Origin of the sequence: Streptomyces sp. 8N706, assembly GCF_052245415.1 — a bacterium.
Taxonomy (GTDB): Bacteria; Actinomycetota; Actinomycetes; order Streptomycetales; family Streptomycetaceae; genus Streptomyces.
Map to the genome: position 1 here is coordinate 1 of NZ_JBQQBW010000048.1, position 14235 is coordinate 14235.

The following is a 14235-nucleotide window of genomic DNA, read 5'->3' on the forward strand; positions in this document are numbered from 1 at the left end:
CGAGTCTGCCCCGATGCGTCGTACCGGCCCGTCGAGCGGTGATCGCTGTGCCGGACGGCGCGGAGTAGCCTCGCGGCCATGCCTATGCAAGCGATCACCATTCCCGAACCCGGCGGACCCGAGGCCCGCGTCCCCCGCGGGGACCGCCGTCGTCCCGCCCCCGGCCACTGCCGGGGTGCGGCGGTCCCCGCGCATCTTCCCCGGTGCGGCCCCTGACCCAGATCAGGGGCCGCACGGGCGTGCGGCCTCGTCGGCTTCCTCCGGGCGAGCGGGTCCGGCATTCCTGACTCCGGAGCATTCCTGACTCCGGAGCACTGCTGACTCCGGAGCGGGGGCTCAGCAACGCGTCACGCTACGGTCGCGGATAGCGCTTGTAGCGGGGCCCGGCGGAAACGGGGGCCGGACCCCGATCCGTACCGGGGCCTCCCCGGATGTGTGAAGGAGCGAATCCGTGGCCGGAGCTCTGCTGCCCTCCCTGGCCGGGCCGTACGACGACGACCGTCCCGACGTGCTCTCCGTCGCCGGACGGTCGTGTTCCCTCGGCGGGCTGAGGGGCGCGGCCGGTGCGGTCGCACGCCGTATCGCCGGTGCCCCGGCCGTGGCCGTACGGGCCGACGCGTCGCTGGAGACCGTCGTGGCGGTCCTCGGCGGGCTGCTGGCCGGGGTGCCGGTGGTGCCCCTGCCCCCGGATGCGGGGCCCGCTGAGCGGAAGCACATCCTCCGGGACTCGGGGGCCGCGCTGCTGCTCGGGGGCGATTCCGTGGAGGGCGTCGAGGGCGTACCGGTGGACGCGGGGGAGCGCGTGGACTGGAGCCGTCCGGAGCCCGCGCCGGACAGCACGGCCCTGATCCTCTACACCTCCGGCACGACCGGCGCGCCCAAGGGGGCGCTGCTGCCGCGCGCGGCCCTCGCCGCCGATCTCGACGCGCTGGCGGAAGCGTGGGACTGGACCGCCGATGACACGCTGGTCCACGGACTGCCGCTGTTCCATGTGCACGGGCTGGTGCTCGGTGTGCTGGGCGCGCTGCGGGTGGGAAGCCGTCTGGTGCACACAGGCAGGCCGACGCCCGAGGCGTACGCGGCCGCGGGCGGCTCGCTGTACTTCGGTGTGCCGACGGTGTGGGGACGGGTGGCGGGGAACGCCTCGGCCGCACGGGAGTTGAGCGGTGCCCGGCTGCTGGTCTCCGGCAGTGCGCCGCTGCCCGCGCCCGTCTTCCGCGACCTGGAGCGGCTCACCGGGCAGCGGCCGGTCGAGCGGTACGGCATGACCGAGACGCTGATCACCGTCAGCGCACGGGCGGGCGGGGACCGGCGCCCGGGCTGCGTCGGCACTCCGCTGCACGGCATCGCGACCCGGATCGCCGCCGAGGAGGGCGCCGGGATCGGGGAGCTCCAGCTCACCGGACCGACCCTGTTCAGCGGCTATCTGGGCCGCCCCGAGGCGACCGCGGCCTCCTTCACCGACGACGGCTGGTTCCGTACGGGCGACATAGCGGCCATCGACCCCGACGGCACACACCGCATCGTGGGCCGGGCGTCCACCGATCTGATCAAATCCGGCGGCTACCGCATCGGCGCGGGCGAGGTCGAGAACGCCCTGCTGGACCACCCCGCGGTCCAGGAGGCCGCGGTCGTCGGCGCACCGCACGACGATCTGGGCCAGCAGATCGTGGCGTATGTCGTCGCGGACGGGGTGACCGAGCGCGACCTGATCGACTTCGTGGCGGGGCACCTGTCGGCCCACAAGCGGCCGCGGCGTGTGGTCTTCCTCGATGCGCTGCCCCGCAACGCGATGGGCAAGCCGCAGAAGCGACTGCTGCCACCGGTGTGAGGGGTGTGAAGGGGAGGGGGCGGTGCCGTGGTCACGGTCCGTCCCCGGCCCCGGTGGCCCGGCGGCCGGTGACGCGGTGGCCGGTGACGGGTGACCCGGGCGCCCGTGGCCCCCGGCGCCCGCCCGGCCCGTGGAACCCGGCGCCGTAGCCCGGGCCCCCGTACGTCCTGCTCAGGCGGCCCGACCGTGCGGCCCGTCCGAGGGTGCTCAGCAGTCCCTTGCCGGGCCTGCATATGCTCATGCAGAGTGCTTGGTGGGTGAATAGGTCTCGGTGCTCCGCGGTGGACGCAGGGCACGTCCGTCCGGCCGGCGAGACAGGGTGTCCGGAAGGGGAGGAGCACGCGATGATGTCTTCCCGCAGGGCGGACCGCTTGGTGGATCGCTCCGCCCTGCGCTGCCGCCGCCGTCCTGGACGGCCGGACCCTCCCGGGTGGCCGGCCTCGTACGCCGCGGGCACCCTTTACGGCCCGTACGGCCGGTACGGCCCGTACGGAGAACTCTTCCGGCTCGTGCTCGGCTGCGAACCGGTCGCCGCCGTACGGGCGCTGTGCCGGCGCGATCCGCCGGCCCGCCCCGGACCCCCGGTGGGCCGGGCCTACCGGACGGCCGCGGAGGTTCTGGCCCCGGACCTGCGGGACCGGCCGCTGACGGATGATGTGACGGCGGCGGCCGGGGTGCTCGATCGGTTCAGCGAGCTGTGACAGTGGGAGAGCTTCCGCACGACGGACAGGAGGACCGGATGAGCGACGCGGACGGCGGTACGACCAGTGCGTCCACCCGCCTGCAGAAGCTCTTCGAAGGGCACCGGCTGACGCCGACGCAACGGCGCATCGCCCACTGCATGGTGCGGCGGGCGGCGGACGCGCCGTTCCTGTCGAGCGTCGAGCTGGCCGAACTCGCCGGGGTCAGCCAGCCGTCGGTGACGCGGTTCGCGGTGGCTCTCGGCTTCGACGGCTACCCCGCGCTGCGCAGACATCTGCGGGAGGTCGCGCCCGTGGAGCGACCGGCCGAGGGCGACGTGCTCAACGAGTACCAGCAGGCGGTACAGGCCGAGATCGAGAATCTGCGGCACCTCTCGGCGCTGCTCGCGGACACCGGGCCCGTCGAGCGCGCCGGCCGGGTCCTCGGCGCGTCCCGCCCGCTGCCGGTGCTCGGGCTGCGGGCCGCCTCCGCCCAGGCGCGCGGCTTCGCGTACTTCGCGGCCAAGGTGCACCCGGACGTACGGCTGCTCGACGAGGGCGGCACCATGCTCGCCGACCGGATCGACGCGGCCGTGCGCGCGGGCGCGAGTGCGCTGCTGTGCTTCGCGCTGCCGCGCCACCCGCGTGAGGTCGTCGAAGCCCTCGAGCACGCGCGGGCGGCGGGCCTGACCGTGGTGACGGTGGCCGACAGCGCGTTCGCCCCGGTCGCCAAGCACACCGACCTGCTGCTGCCCGCGGCCGTGGGGACCGGGCTGGCCTTCGACACAGCTTGTGCGCCGATGCTGCTGGGCAGGGTCCTGCTGGAGGCAGTGTGCGACGCCCTGCCGGACGCGCAGGCGCGGCTGGAGGACTTCGACGCGCAGGCCGCCGCACGGGGCCTGTTCGCGGAGTGAGGCCGCGGGGGGAGCGTCCTGTTTTCCTGGACTGCTCCCGGCCTTTTCGTGGCCTGCGCCCGAAGTGCGCTGTTCGTAAGTGAGTGAGTGTCACTCCCCCCTGAGCCGCAGTACGAGCTTGTTCAGCGCCCACAGCCCGATACCGACCGCGAGCAGCACACCGGCCCGGACGTAGACGTCCGCCGCACGGTCCGAGAGCGGGCTGGCGAGCAGGGCGGCGGTGAGGGCGCCGAGCACGGGCAGGGCCGTCGGGGTGCGGAAGTGGGGATGGTCGACAGGGTCCCTGCGGAGCACCAGCACCGCCACGTTGACCACCGCGAAGACACACAGCAGCAGGAAGGACGTGGTGTCGCTGAGGCCCTCGATCTCGCCGGTCGACACCAGCACGACCGCGATCGCGGCGGTGAAGACGATGCCGACGACCGGGGTCCGGCGGCGCGGCAGGACCCGGCCCATCACACGGGGCAGAATGCGTTCGTTCGCCATGCCGTAGCAGAGCCGTGAGGCCATCATGATGTTGATCAGCGCGGAGTTGGTCACGGCGAACAGCGCGATCAGGGCGAAGGCCTTCGGCGGGAAGTCGAGCCCGCCTGCCTTGACCACCTCCAGGAGCGGTCCGGAGGACTCCTCGAGCACCCGGTAGTCGACGAGGAGCGAGGAGACGAATCCGACCAGGACGTAGATCGTGCCGGTGACCGCCACACCGATGAAGATGGCCCGGGGGAAGGTGCGCCCCGGATTCTTGGTCTCCTCGGCCATGTTGACCGAGTCCTCGAAGCCGACGAACGCGAAGAAGGCCAGCGCCGTCGCCCCCATGATGCCGGTGAGCACGCTGTAACCCGAGCCGTCGGTGTGGATGTCGCCGAGCCGCGACGGCTCGCCCTCACCCGTGAGCACCGCCCACACCCCGATGGCGAGAATGACGACCAGGCCGGTCAACTCGACCAGTGTCAGTACGACGTTGGTCTTCACGGACTCCGAGACACCCCGCAGAGCGAGGGACGCCAGCGCCACGACGAACAGGATGGCGACGAGCGTCGGTGGAATGTCCACGAACTCCTGGAGGTAGTCGCCGCTGAACGCGCGGGCGGCCGCGCTCGCCGACGACAGGCCGGAGCACATCACCATGAAGGCGACGATGAAGGTCAGGAAAGGGACCTTGAACGCCTTCTGGGTGTAGAGCGCGGCCCCGGCCGCCCTGGGGTACTTGGTGACCAGTTCGACGTACGACGCGGCCGTCAGCGCCGCGACGACGAAGCCGATCGCGAACGGAAGCCACAGCGCGCCGCCGATTTTCCCGGCCACCGCGCCGGTGGTGGCGTAGATGCCGGTACCGAGAATGTCGCCGATGACGAACAGGATCATCAGCTTCAGGCTGATGGCCCGCTTGAGCGGTGTGCCGTTTTCGGCGGTGTGGGTGTCCGGTGTCTGCATGGGAGAGCGTTTCCCCGTTCGCCGGGTTTCACCCTCTCCGGGTCAACCCTCCGTGATGAACGCGTCGCGCTGCCCGCCCCCGCTCTCGGCCACGATCTCCTCGACCGTCTGCGAGGGGCGCGCGACTGAGAAGCGCACGCCCTGGGGAGCCGCCGGGTCGGCCGTGAAGCCGTGGACCGCCGGGCGCGCGAAGCTGTTGTACGCGTAGTGGTTGGTGAAGTAGTACGCGCCGGTGTCGAGCAGTACGGCGAGGTCACCGGCCTCGAACAGCGGTAGTGAACGGTTCTCGGCCACCAGGTCGCCCGCGAAGCAGCAGGGGCCCGCGACATCCTGGGCGACCGCCGGGCCGGACTTGGGCCGGCCCTCCGCGTCGTACGCTTCCACCCGGATGGGCCATGAGCCGGGGGCGAAGACCGTACGGGTGGCGAGCTGCGCACCGGCGTGGGTGACGGCGATGGGGCGGCCGCCCGCTGTCTTGGCGTACTCCACGCGGGCGATCACCAGGCCGTTCTTGGCCAGCAGTGACCGTCCGAACTCGGTGACCAGCCCGTAGCGTCCGTCGAAGAGCCCGGGCACCGTGTCGCGCAGCAGCCGCGCGTAAGTGGCGAAGGCGGGGGTGTCCTCGTCGGAGCCGAAATTCACCGGGAGTCCGCCGCCGATGTCGAGGGTGTCGATCTGCCGGCGCCCGGCGGCCGCGTTGATCTCCTCGGCCAGTTCGTACGTCGCCCGCACCCCCGCGGCCATCCGCTCCAACGGGATGCCCTGGGAGCCGACATGGGCGTGCAACCGGGTCAGCCAGGGGCGGTCGAGAAAGGCGCGGACCACCCAGTCGCGCGCCCCTTCGTCCAGGAGCGCAACCCCGAACTTCGAGGTTGCGGTGGCGGTGCTCATCGCGTCGATGGTGCCCCCGCCGACCTGCGGATTGACCCGCAGCCCCAGCGGGGAGCCGGTGGGCGCGGATCGGACGAGCGCGTCGATGCGGGCCAGTTCCTGGGGGTTGTCGGCGTTGACGGTGATCCCGAGGGCGAGGGCCTCGCGCAGCTCGGCGGGGGTCTTGGCGGGAGAGTCCAGCACCGTACGGGAGACGGGCACACCGGCCGCGCGGGCGAGCGCCAGTTCGCCGGGGCTGGCCACCTCGCAGCCCAGGCCTTCTTCGGCGAGCAGCCGGAGGACGGGCACCAGGGCGGTGGCCTTCACGGCGAAGGCGTGCAGCACGGGCGTACCGGGGGCGGTGAGCTCCGCGAAGGCCTCGCGCAGTGCGGTGGCCGACCGCCGGATGCCCGTGACGTCCAGCAGGCCGGCGACGGGCTCCTCGGGGCTGATCAGCCCCTGCCGGACCGCTGACCGTACGGCCTGCTCACGCCGTGTGCGGCGGTCCTGGTGGTCACTGCCCCGGCTGCGGTGCCGGTCGTCACCGTCCGGGCTCCGGTGCCACTGGTCACTGTCCGGGCTCCGGGGCCGGTCGTCACTGTCCGCAGGGGTCATGACGCCACTCCACCATCCACCGGGCGTCTCTGCCCAGGTTTTCCGGTGCCGGGCGTCCCGCGGCTGGTGACCGTGGGGCCGTCGGCCGGCGAGGAATTGCCCGGCGGCACGGTGGCGGCCCGCCGCCCGCACGTCGTCGAACCCCTCGTCGGTGCCTCGCGATCCTCGGCCCGCCCCTCCCGGCCCGCCTGATGCGGGCCGTAGCGGCCCACCCCCCTGTTGACTACCCTTATTCATGCCAGGAGTATGTGCAGTGTCCTATTCATAGCGGAGGCGAAGGCTTCTTCGACCGATCCGGCCGACGGCAGGGAGGCAGTGCCCATGTCAGGACCGCGACCCGTGCGAGCACCGCGTGGTACGGAACTGAGCGCCCGGGGATGGCAGCAGGAAGCCGCCCTGCGGATGCTGCAGAACAACCTCGACCCCGAGGTCGCCGAGCATCCGGACCGGCTCGTCGTCTACGGCGGCACGGGCAGGGCCGCCCGTGACTGGCGCTCCTTCGACGCCATGGTCTCCACCCTGCGGACGCTGGAGCAGGACGAGACGATGCTGGTCCAGTCCGGCCGTCCGGTCGGTGTGATGCGGACCCATGAATGGGCGCCGCGCGTGCTGATCGCCAACTCCAACCTCGTCGGCGACTGGGCGAACTGGGAGGAGTTCCGGAGGCTCGAAGCCCTCGGCCTCACCATGTACGGGCAGATGACCGCCGGTTCGTGGATCTATATCGGCACCCAGGGCATCCTCCAGGGCACCTACGAGACCTTCGCCGCCGTCGCCACGAAGAAGTTCGGCGGCACGCTCGCCGGGACGATCACCCTCACCGCCGGCCTCGGCGGTATGGGCGGCGCCCAGCCGCTCGCGGTGACCATGAACGACGGCGTCGCCATCTGTGTCGACTGCGATCCGCGGGCGATCGAGCGCCGTATCGAGCACCGCTATCTGGATGTGCGGGCCGACAGCATGGAGCATGCGCTCGCCCTCGCAACCGACGCGCGCGATCGGCGCGCGCCGCTCTCCATCGGTCTCCTCGGCAACGCCGCCGAGCTGCTGCCGCGGATGCTCGCCGAGGGTGCCCCGATCGACATCGTGACCGACCAGACGTCCGCCCACGACCCGTTGGCCTATCTGCCGCTCGGCGTCGGCGTCGACGACATGGCGTCCTACGCCGCCGAGAAGCCCGCCGACTTCACCCAGCGCGCCCGCGAGTCCATGGCCCGGCACGTCGAGGCGATGGTCGGCTTCATGGACGCGGGCGCCGAGGTCTTCGACTACGGCAACTCCATCCGCGGCGAGGCGCAAGTGGCGGGATACGACCGTGCGTTCGCCGTCCCGGGCTTCGTCCCCGCTTACATCCGCCCGCTGTTCTGCGAGGGCAAGGGCCCCTTCCGCTGGGCGGCCCTCTCGGGGGACCCCAGGGACATCGCGGCGACGGACAAGGCGATCCTCGACCTCTTCCCGGAGAACGAGTCCCTGGCGCGCTGGATCAGGATGGCGGGGGAGCGGGTCCACTTCCAGGGCCTGCCCGCCCGCATCTGCTGGCTCGGCTACGGCGAGCGGGACAGGGCGGGCGAGCGCTTCAACGAGATGGTCGCCGACGGCACCCTCCAGGCACCCCTCGCCATCGGCCGGGACCACCTCGACTGCGGCTCCGTCGCCTCCCCGTACCGCGAGACCGAGGCCATGCTCGACGGCTCGGACGCCATCGCCGACTGGCCGCTGCTCAACGCCATGGTCAATGTCGCGTCGGGGGCGTCCTGGGTGTCGATCCACCACGGTGGCGGGGTCGGTATGGGCCGCTCCCTCCACGCGGGCCAGGTCACTGTCGCCGACGGCACGCCGCTCGCCGGCGAGAAGATCCGCCGGGTGCTGACGAACGACCCGGGCATGGGAGTCATCCGCCACGTCGACGCGGGCTACGAGTCCGCTGATGCCGTCGCCCGGGAGCGAGGCGTCCCCATTCCCATGCGGGAGGAAGCATGAGATCGGTCGGCGAGCGCTCCGCCGGTGCCGGTGCCGGTGTCGGTGTCGGTGTCGGTATCGGTGTCGGTATCGATGCCACCACCGGAGCCGGGTCCGTGTCCGGGGCTGCTGCCTGTGCTGGGGCAGAGGGCCCGCCCGGGGGGACCTCCGCGGAACGGCTGCCGACACCCCGCGGCACCTCGTTCCACGAGATGTGGGCCGACCTCCGGCCCATCGGCCGCTCCCCGGCCACCGGCGGCTACCGCCGCTTCGCCTGGACCGGAGCGGACACCGACTGCCGCGCCTGGTTCCGGGCGCAGGCCGAGTCCCGTGGCCTCACCTACGAGCTGGACCGCAATGGCAACCAGTGGGCCTGGCTCGGTGACCCCACGGCCGGGGACGCCGTGGTCACGGGCTCCCACCTGGACTCGGTGCCCGACGGTGGCGCGTTCGACGGCCCTCTCGGCGTCGTCTCCTCCTTCGCGGCACTCGACGAGCTCGGCGCCCGCGGTGCCCGCCCCGCGAAGCCGCTGGCCGTCGTCAACTTCGGGGACGAGGAGGGCGCCCGCTTCGGAGTCGCCTGCGTCGGCTCCAGGCTGGCGGCCGGGCTGCTCACCCCCGCCCAGGCCCGGGAGCTGCGCGACTCCGATGGCCTCACCCTCCCGCAGGCCATGGAGCGCGCCGGGTACGACCCCGGGGCCATCGGCCCCGACCCCGAGCGCCTCGCCCGTATCGGCGCGTTCATCGAACTCCACATCGAGCAGGGGCGGGCCCTCGCACTGCCCTCGGAGGGCCCGGTCGGAGGGACCGGCTCTCCGGTCGGCGTGGCCTCCGCCATCTGGCCGCACGGTCGGTGGCGGTTCGACTTCCACGGAGAGGCCAACCACGCCGGGACGACCCGTATCGAGGACCGCCGGGACCCGATGCTCACCTACGCCGACACCGTGCTCGCCGCCCGCACCACAGCCCGCCTCGCCGGTGCCCTGGCCACGTTCGGCAAAGTCAGCGTGGAGCCGGGCGGCGTCAATGCCATCGCCTCCCTCGTCCGTGGCTGGCTCGACTCCCGCGCCGCGGACGAGGAGACCCTCGTCGCAGTGGTGGACGGGATCCAGCGTGCGGCCGTCGAGCGCGGCACGCTCGACGGTGTCGAGGTGAGCGTCACCCGCGAGTCCTTCACCCCCGTGGTCGAGTTCGCCCACGGACTGCGCGACACCCTCGCGAGCCTGCTCGGCCGGGACGGCACCCCCGTCCCGCTCCTCCCCACCGGCGCGGGCCACGACGCGGGCATTTTGTCCGCCTCCGTGCCCACCGCCATGCTGTTCGTACGGAACCCCACGGGTGTCTCCCACTCACCAGCCGAGACGGCCGCCGAGGACGACTGCCTCGCCGGGGTGCAGGCACTCGCCGACGTACTGGAGGGCCTGGCGTGTCACTGACGGCGCAGACCTACTGGGCGGAGCACGCCTGGCTCAATGGAGTCGTCGAACCCGCGGTCGTGATCGAGACCGCGACCAGCGGCCGGATCACGGCCGTACGGACCGGTGTGACCGTACCGCCGGCCGGATCGGTCACCCTGCGAGGCCTGACCGTCCCCGGTCTGGCCAACGCCCACTCGCACGCCTTCCACCGCGCCCTGCGCGGCACCGTCCAGGTCGGCTCCGGCACCTTCTGGACCTGGCGCGAGATCATGTACCAGTTCGCGGCGGGCCTGACACCCGACAGCTACTTCGACCTGGCCCGCGCCGTCTACGCCGAGATGGCCCTGGCGGGCGTCACCACCGTCGGGGAGTTCCACTACCTCCACCACCGCCCGGGCGGTGCGCGCTACGACAACCCCAACGCCATGGGGGAGGCCGTGATCGCGGCCGCCGCCGAGGCCGGTATCCGTATCACTCTCCTCGACACCTGCTATCTCTCCTCCGACATCGGCAAACGGGGCAGGGGCGTGGCCCCCAACCGCCACCAGCTCCGCTTCAGCGACGGCAGCGCCGACGCCTGGGCCGAGCGCGTCTCGGCCCTCGCCGCCGCCGCACACGGCGATCACGCCCGGACCGGCGCCGCCATCCACTCCGTACGGGCCGTCCCGGCCGCGGATCTCGGCACCGTCGCCCAGTGGGCCAAGGACCGGGAGGCCCCGCTCCATGTGCACCTCTCGGAGCAGACCGCCGAGAACGACTCCTGCCTGGCCGTCCACGGCGTCACCCCCGCCCGGCTCCTCGCCGACCACGGCGTCCTCGGACCCCGCACCACCGCCGTCCACGCCACCCACCTCACGACCGACGACATCGGCCTTCTCGGCGGCTCGTCCACCAGTGTGTGCATGTGCCCCACCACCGAACGGGATCTCGCCGACGGCATCGGACCCGCCAAGAGGCTCCAGACCTCGGGCAGCTCGCTCTGCCTCGGCAGCGACAGCCACGCCGTCATCGATCTGCTCGAAGAGGCCCGCGCCATGGAGCTCGACGAGCGCCTGCGCACCCGCGCGCGAGGCCACTGGACGGCGTCCCAACTGCTGCGCGCCGCCACCGAACAGGGGCACGCCGCGCTCGGCTGGGACGAGGCGGGACGCATCGAGACGGGCGCCCTCGCCGACCTCACCACGGTCGCGCTGGATTCGGTCCGTACGGCGGGACCGCTGCCCCGGCTCGGCACCGAGACCGCCGTATTCGCGGCGACCAACGCGGACGTGCGGCACACCGTGGTCGCGGGCCGTCATGTCGTCCGTGACGGAGCCCACCAGCTCGTACCCGACGTCCCGGCGGCACTGGCCGGTGCGATCGCCGCCCTCCGCACCTGACCCGCCGGCAAGCCGCCGCCGGGCCACCGACAGACCAGCGGCTGAAGGAGCACAGCGCGCTCATGGCCACCACCGCCATCACCCACATCGCCGGCCTCGTCACCAACGACCCCTCCCTCGGCGCGGGCCCCCTCGGACTGATCCAGGACGCGGCCGTCGTCATCGACGGCGACCGCATCGCCTGGGTCGGTGCATCGAGCAAAGCACCCGGCACTGACAACCGCGTCGTCGCCGAGGGGCGGGCCGCCGTCCCCGGCTTCGTCGACTCCCACTCCCATGTGGTCTTCGCGGGTGACCGCACCGAGGAGTTCAACGCCCGTATGTCGGGCCGCGGCTACACCGCGGGCGGCATCCGCACCACCGTCGCCGCCACCCGCGCCGCCTCGAACAACGTCCTCCACGCCAACGCCGCCCGCTACGTCCGCGAGGCGCTGCGCCAGGGCACCACCACCCTCGAGATCAAGTCCGGCTACGGCCTGACCACCGAGGACGAGGCACGTTCGCTGAGCATCGCCGCCGCCCACACCGACGAGGTGACGTACCTCGGCGCGCATATCGTCGCCCCGGAGTTCGCCGACGACCCCGCCGCCTACGTCCGTCTCGTCACCGGTCCGATGCTCGACGCCTGTGCCCCGTACGCCCGTTGGATCGATGTCTTCTGCGAGAAGGGCGCGTTCGACGGGGACCAGGCCCGTACGGTTCTGACCGCCGGTGCCGCCCGCGGGCTGACCCCCAGGGTCCACGCCAACCAGCTGTCCTACGGCCCCGGCGTGCAACTCGCCGTCGAACTCGGCGCCGCCTCCGCCGACCACTGCACCCACCTCACCGAGGCCGACGTCGACGCCCTGGCGCAGGGCGGGACGGTCGCGACCCTGCTCCCCGGCGCCGAGTTCTCCACCCGCGCGCGGTACCCCGACGCGCGCCGCCTGCTCGACGCGGGCGCGACCGTGGCCCTGTCCCCGGACTGCAACCCCGGCTCGTCCTTCACCAGCTCCATGGCCTTCTGCATCGCCCTCGCCGTACGGGAGATGGGCATGACACCCGACGAGGCGGTGTGGTCGGCGACGGCCGGAGGCGCAGCGGCGCTGCGCCGCAGCGACGTCGGGCGGATCAGCCCGGGAGCCCGTGCCGACCTCGTCCTCCTTGACGCCCCGTCGCATGTGCACCTCGCGTACCGCCCCGGCGTGCCGCTGGTGTCGGCCGTCTGGCACCGGGGCGAACTCGTCTGACCGCACCCGCTCCGGACGCCTCCCTGCCGGGCCACGTGCGACGCGGCAGGCGGCTCGCACCTCCCCCGGCAGGGACGGGCATACGGTGTCCGGGCGGGGAAGGGCGTACGGCGTCGGGTGTTCCGCGCTGAGCGCCGGTCCGGACCGACGAGCCGTTCGTCACGGCTGAAGGGCCCGTCCCCTCGCCGGGGCGGGCCCTTCACTGTATGCGCGTCGTGCGCGCGCTCCTCGTCGGAGACGGTCCGTCACTCCTCGATCATCAGACCCTTGCGGAGCCGGCCCAACGTCCGCGTCAGCAGCCGCGACACATGCATCTGAGAGATCCCCAGCTCCTCGCCGATCTCCGACTGCGTCATATTGCAGACGAAGCGCAGCGACAGGATCTTCCGGTCGCGCTGCGGCAGTTCGGCGATCAGCGGCTTCAACGACTCGACGTACTCGATGCCTTCGAGCCCGTGGTCCTGGTAGCCGATCCGGTCCGCCAGCGCGCCCTCGGTGTCGTCCTCCTCGGGCTGGGCGTCCAGCGAGCTCGCGGTGTACGCGTTGCTCGCCGCCATGCCCTCGACGACCTCGTCCTTGGTGATCCCCAGGCGCTCGGCCAGCTCGCCCACGGTGGGGGCACGGTCGAACTTCTGCGCCAGCTCGTCGCCCGCCTTGGCCAGGTCCAGCCGCAGCTCCTGCAGCCGCCTCGGTACCCGCACCGACCAGCTGGTGTCGCGGAAGAACCGCTTGATCTCACCGATGATCGTGGGCATCGCGAAGGTGGGGAACTCGACGCCGCGGCTGAGCTCGAAGCGGTCGATCGCCTTGATCAGCCCGATGGTGCCGACCTGGACGATGTCCTCCATCGGTTCGCTGCGGGAGCGGAACCGGGAGGCCGCGAACTTCACCAGCGCCAGATTGAGCTCGACCAGGGTGTTACGGACGTACGCGTGCTCGTGCGTCCCTTCCTCGAGGGATTCCAGCCGCTCGAAGAGAGTCTTGGACAGGGCCCTCGCGTCCACCGGGCCCACCTCGCCGTACGGCGGGATGTCCGGGAGGCCGGCGAAGAGCTCTTCGCTGTGGTCCTGGAGCTCGTGCTCGATCTGCTCTGCGTCAATCTGCTCGGGCAGGGGGTCCACCCGCGGGGAGGGGGCGGTTGTCGACGTCGCCATCCGTGCGCTTTCATGGGCGCTGTCAACGGTGCGCGGTTCGTCGAGCCGGGGTGACATGGTCTCCTCCATCATTCTCGGCATATGGCTGCCGATGCCGATATCTCTTCCTGCGGTGTGCGGCGCCTCCGAGCCGGCCGTGCTTGAACGTGTCCCTACTAGCCCTACCCGGTCCGACCCGAACAAAGCAAGGCCGAGTTATGATGGTATGCCCGTTTCGAGGGGATGTTCGGCTACCAGACGGCGTATCGAAGGCGTAGGGTTCGTAGTGCGCCGTCGCAAGCAACCAGAAGGGGTGCGCATGGACCGCGGGATGGTCGGCAGTACCAACAGGGGCCGACTCCAGGTCGAGGTTCGGCACCAGGGTTCCAGCGCGGTCGTGATACCGGCGGGTGAGCTCGATCACCACACGGCCGAGCTGCTGCGGGAGCCGCTGGATGAGTGCGTGGACCAGGGCCGTTCACGGCTCGTGGTGGACTGCTCCCAGCTCGAGTTCTGCGACTCCACGGGCCTCAATGTGCTGCTCGGTGCCAGGCTCAAGGCCGAGGCGGCCGGTGGTGGTGTCCACCTGACCGGCATGCTCCCTGTAGTCGCAAGAGTGTTCGAGATCACGGGTGCCGAGGCGGTCTTCACCGTGCATGACACCCTCGACGAGGCGCTCGCCGACTCGCCGACCGACTGACCGCTCCACCCCTCCCGCCCGGGGTGTGTGATGCGCGCGTTACGCGCGTCACACGTTTCCTACCGAAGAAGTG

The 14235-nt window shown here is 72.0% G+C and carries 11 protein-coding genes; 8 read left to right on the top strand and 3 right to left on the bottom strand.

Annotation, left to right across the window (positions count from 1 at the left end):
- Positions 1 to 451 precede the first annotated feature (451 nt).
- The 3 genes from ACTWQE_RS19225 to ACTWQE_RS19235 all read left to right on the top strand — a co-directional run bounded on the left by ACTWQE_RS19225 (position 452) and on the right by ACTWQE_RS19235 (position 3425).
- On the top strand, positions 452 to 1831 hold the full coding sequence (locus ACTWQE_RS19225) for an acyl-CoA synthetase (protein ID WP_443330208.1): 1380 nt from the start codon (positions 452 to 454) through the stop codon (positions 1829 to 1831).
- Positions 1832 to 2178: 347 nt separating this feature from the next.
- Positions 2179 to 2532: a hypothetical protein gene (locus tag ACTWQE_RS19230; RefSeq protein WP_443330209.1), complete on the top strand. Its 354-nt coding sequence runs from the start codon at positions 2179 to 2181 to the stop codon at positions 2530 to 2532.
- 38 nt (positions 2533 to 2570) lie between these two features.
- Positions 2571 to 3425: a MurR/RpiR family transcriptional regulator gene (locus ACTWQE_RS19235; RefSeq protein ID WP_443330210.1), complete on the top strand. Its 855-nt coding sequence runs from the start codon at positions 2571 to 2573 to the stop codon at positions 3423 to 3425.
- Positions 3426 to 3515: 90 nt separating this feature from the next.
- On the opposite strand, the gene ACTWQE_RS19240 is transcribed toward ACTWQE_RS19235, so the two are convergent.
- Together ACTWQE_RS19240 and ACTWQE_RS19245 are read right to left on the bottom strand one after the other, a co-directional pair.
- Positions 3516 to 4859, bottom strand: a complete 1344-nt coding sequence (locus tag ACTWQE_RS19240; protein WP_443330211.1) for an APC family permease — start codon at positions 4857 to 4859, stop codon at positions 3516 to 3518.
- Positions 4860 to 4901: 42 nt separating this feature from the next.
- Positions 4902 to 6344 carry a diaminopimelate decarboxylase gene (locus tag ACTWQE_RS19245; protein ID WP_443330212.1) on the bottom strand — a complete coding sequence of 481 codons (1443 nt, stop codon included), beginning with the start codon at positions 6342 to 6344 and terminating at the stop codon, positions 4902 to 4904.
- A 321-nt stretch (positions 6345 to 6665) separates the two neighbouring features.
- Between ACTWQE_RS19245 and hutU the strand changes: the two genes are divergently transcribed.
- From hutU to hutI, 4 genes are all read left to right on the top strand, one after another.
- Positions 6666 to 8324, top strand: a complete 1659-nt coding sequence (gene hutU, locus ACTWQE_RS19250) for a urocanate hydratase (protein WP_443330213.1) — start codon at positions 6666 to 6668, stop codon at positions 8322 to 8324.
- 191 nt (positions 8325 to 8515) lie between these two features.
- Complete coding sequence (locus tag ACTWQE_RS19255) at positions 8516 to 9739, top strand: allantoate amidohydrolase (RefSeq protein ID WP_443330246.1); 1224 nt, start codon at positions 8516 to 8518, stop codon at positions 9737 to 9739.
- Positions 9730 to 11100, top strand: a complete 1371-nt coding sequence (locus tag ACTWQE_RS19260; RefSeq protein WP_443330214.1) for a formimidoylglutamate deiminase — start codon at positions 9730 to 9732, stop codon at positions 11098 to 11100. The genes ACTWQE_RS19255 and ACTWQE_RS19260 overlap by 10 nt, the downstream gene beginning before the upstream one ends.
- A gap of 62 nt (positions 11101 to 11162) precedes the next feature.
- Positions 11163 to 12329: an imidazolonepropionase gene (gene hutI, locus ACTWQE_RS19265; protein WP_443330215.1), complete on the top strand. Its 1167-nt coding sequence runs from the start codon at positions 11163 to 11165 to the stop codon at positions 12327 to 12329.
- A gap of 245 nt (positions 12330 to 12574) precedes the next feature.
- Here hutI and ACTWQE_RS19270 read toward each other — a convergent pair whose 3' ends face one another.
- On the bottom strand, positions 12575 to 13552 hold the full coding sequence (locus tag ACTWQE_RS19270; protein ID WP_443330216.1) for an RNA polymerase sigma factor SigF: 978 nt from the start codon (positions 13550 to 13552) through the stop codon (positions 12575 to 12577).
- A gap of 229 nt (positions 13553 to 13781) precedes the next feature.
- On the opposite strand from ACTWQE_RS19270, the gene ACTWQE_RS19275 reads away from it, so the two are divergent.
- Entirely contained in the window at positions 13782 to 14162 is a 381-nt protein-coding gene (locus ACTWQE_RS19275; protein WP_443330217.1) for an STAS domain-containing protein, read from the top strand.
- Positions 14163 to 14235 lie beyond the last annotated feature (73 nt).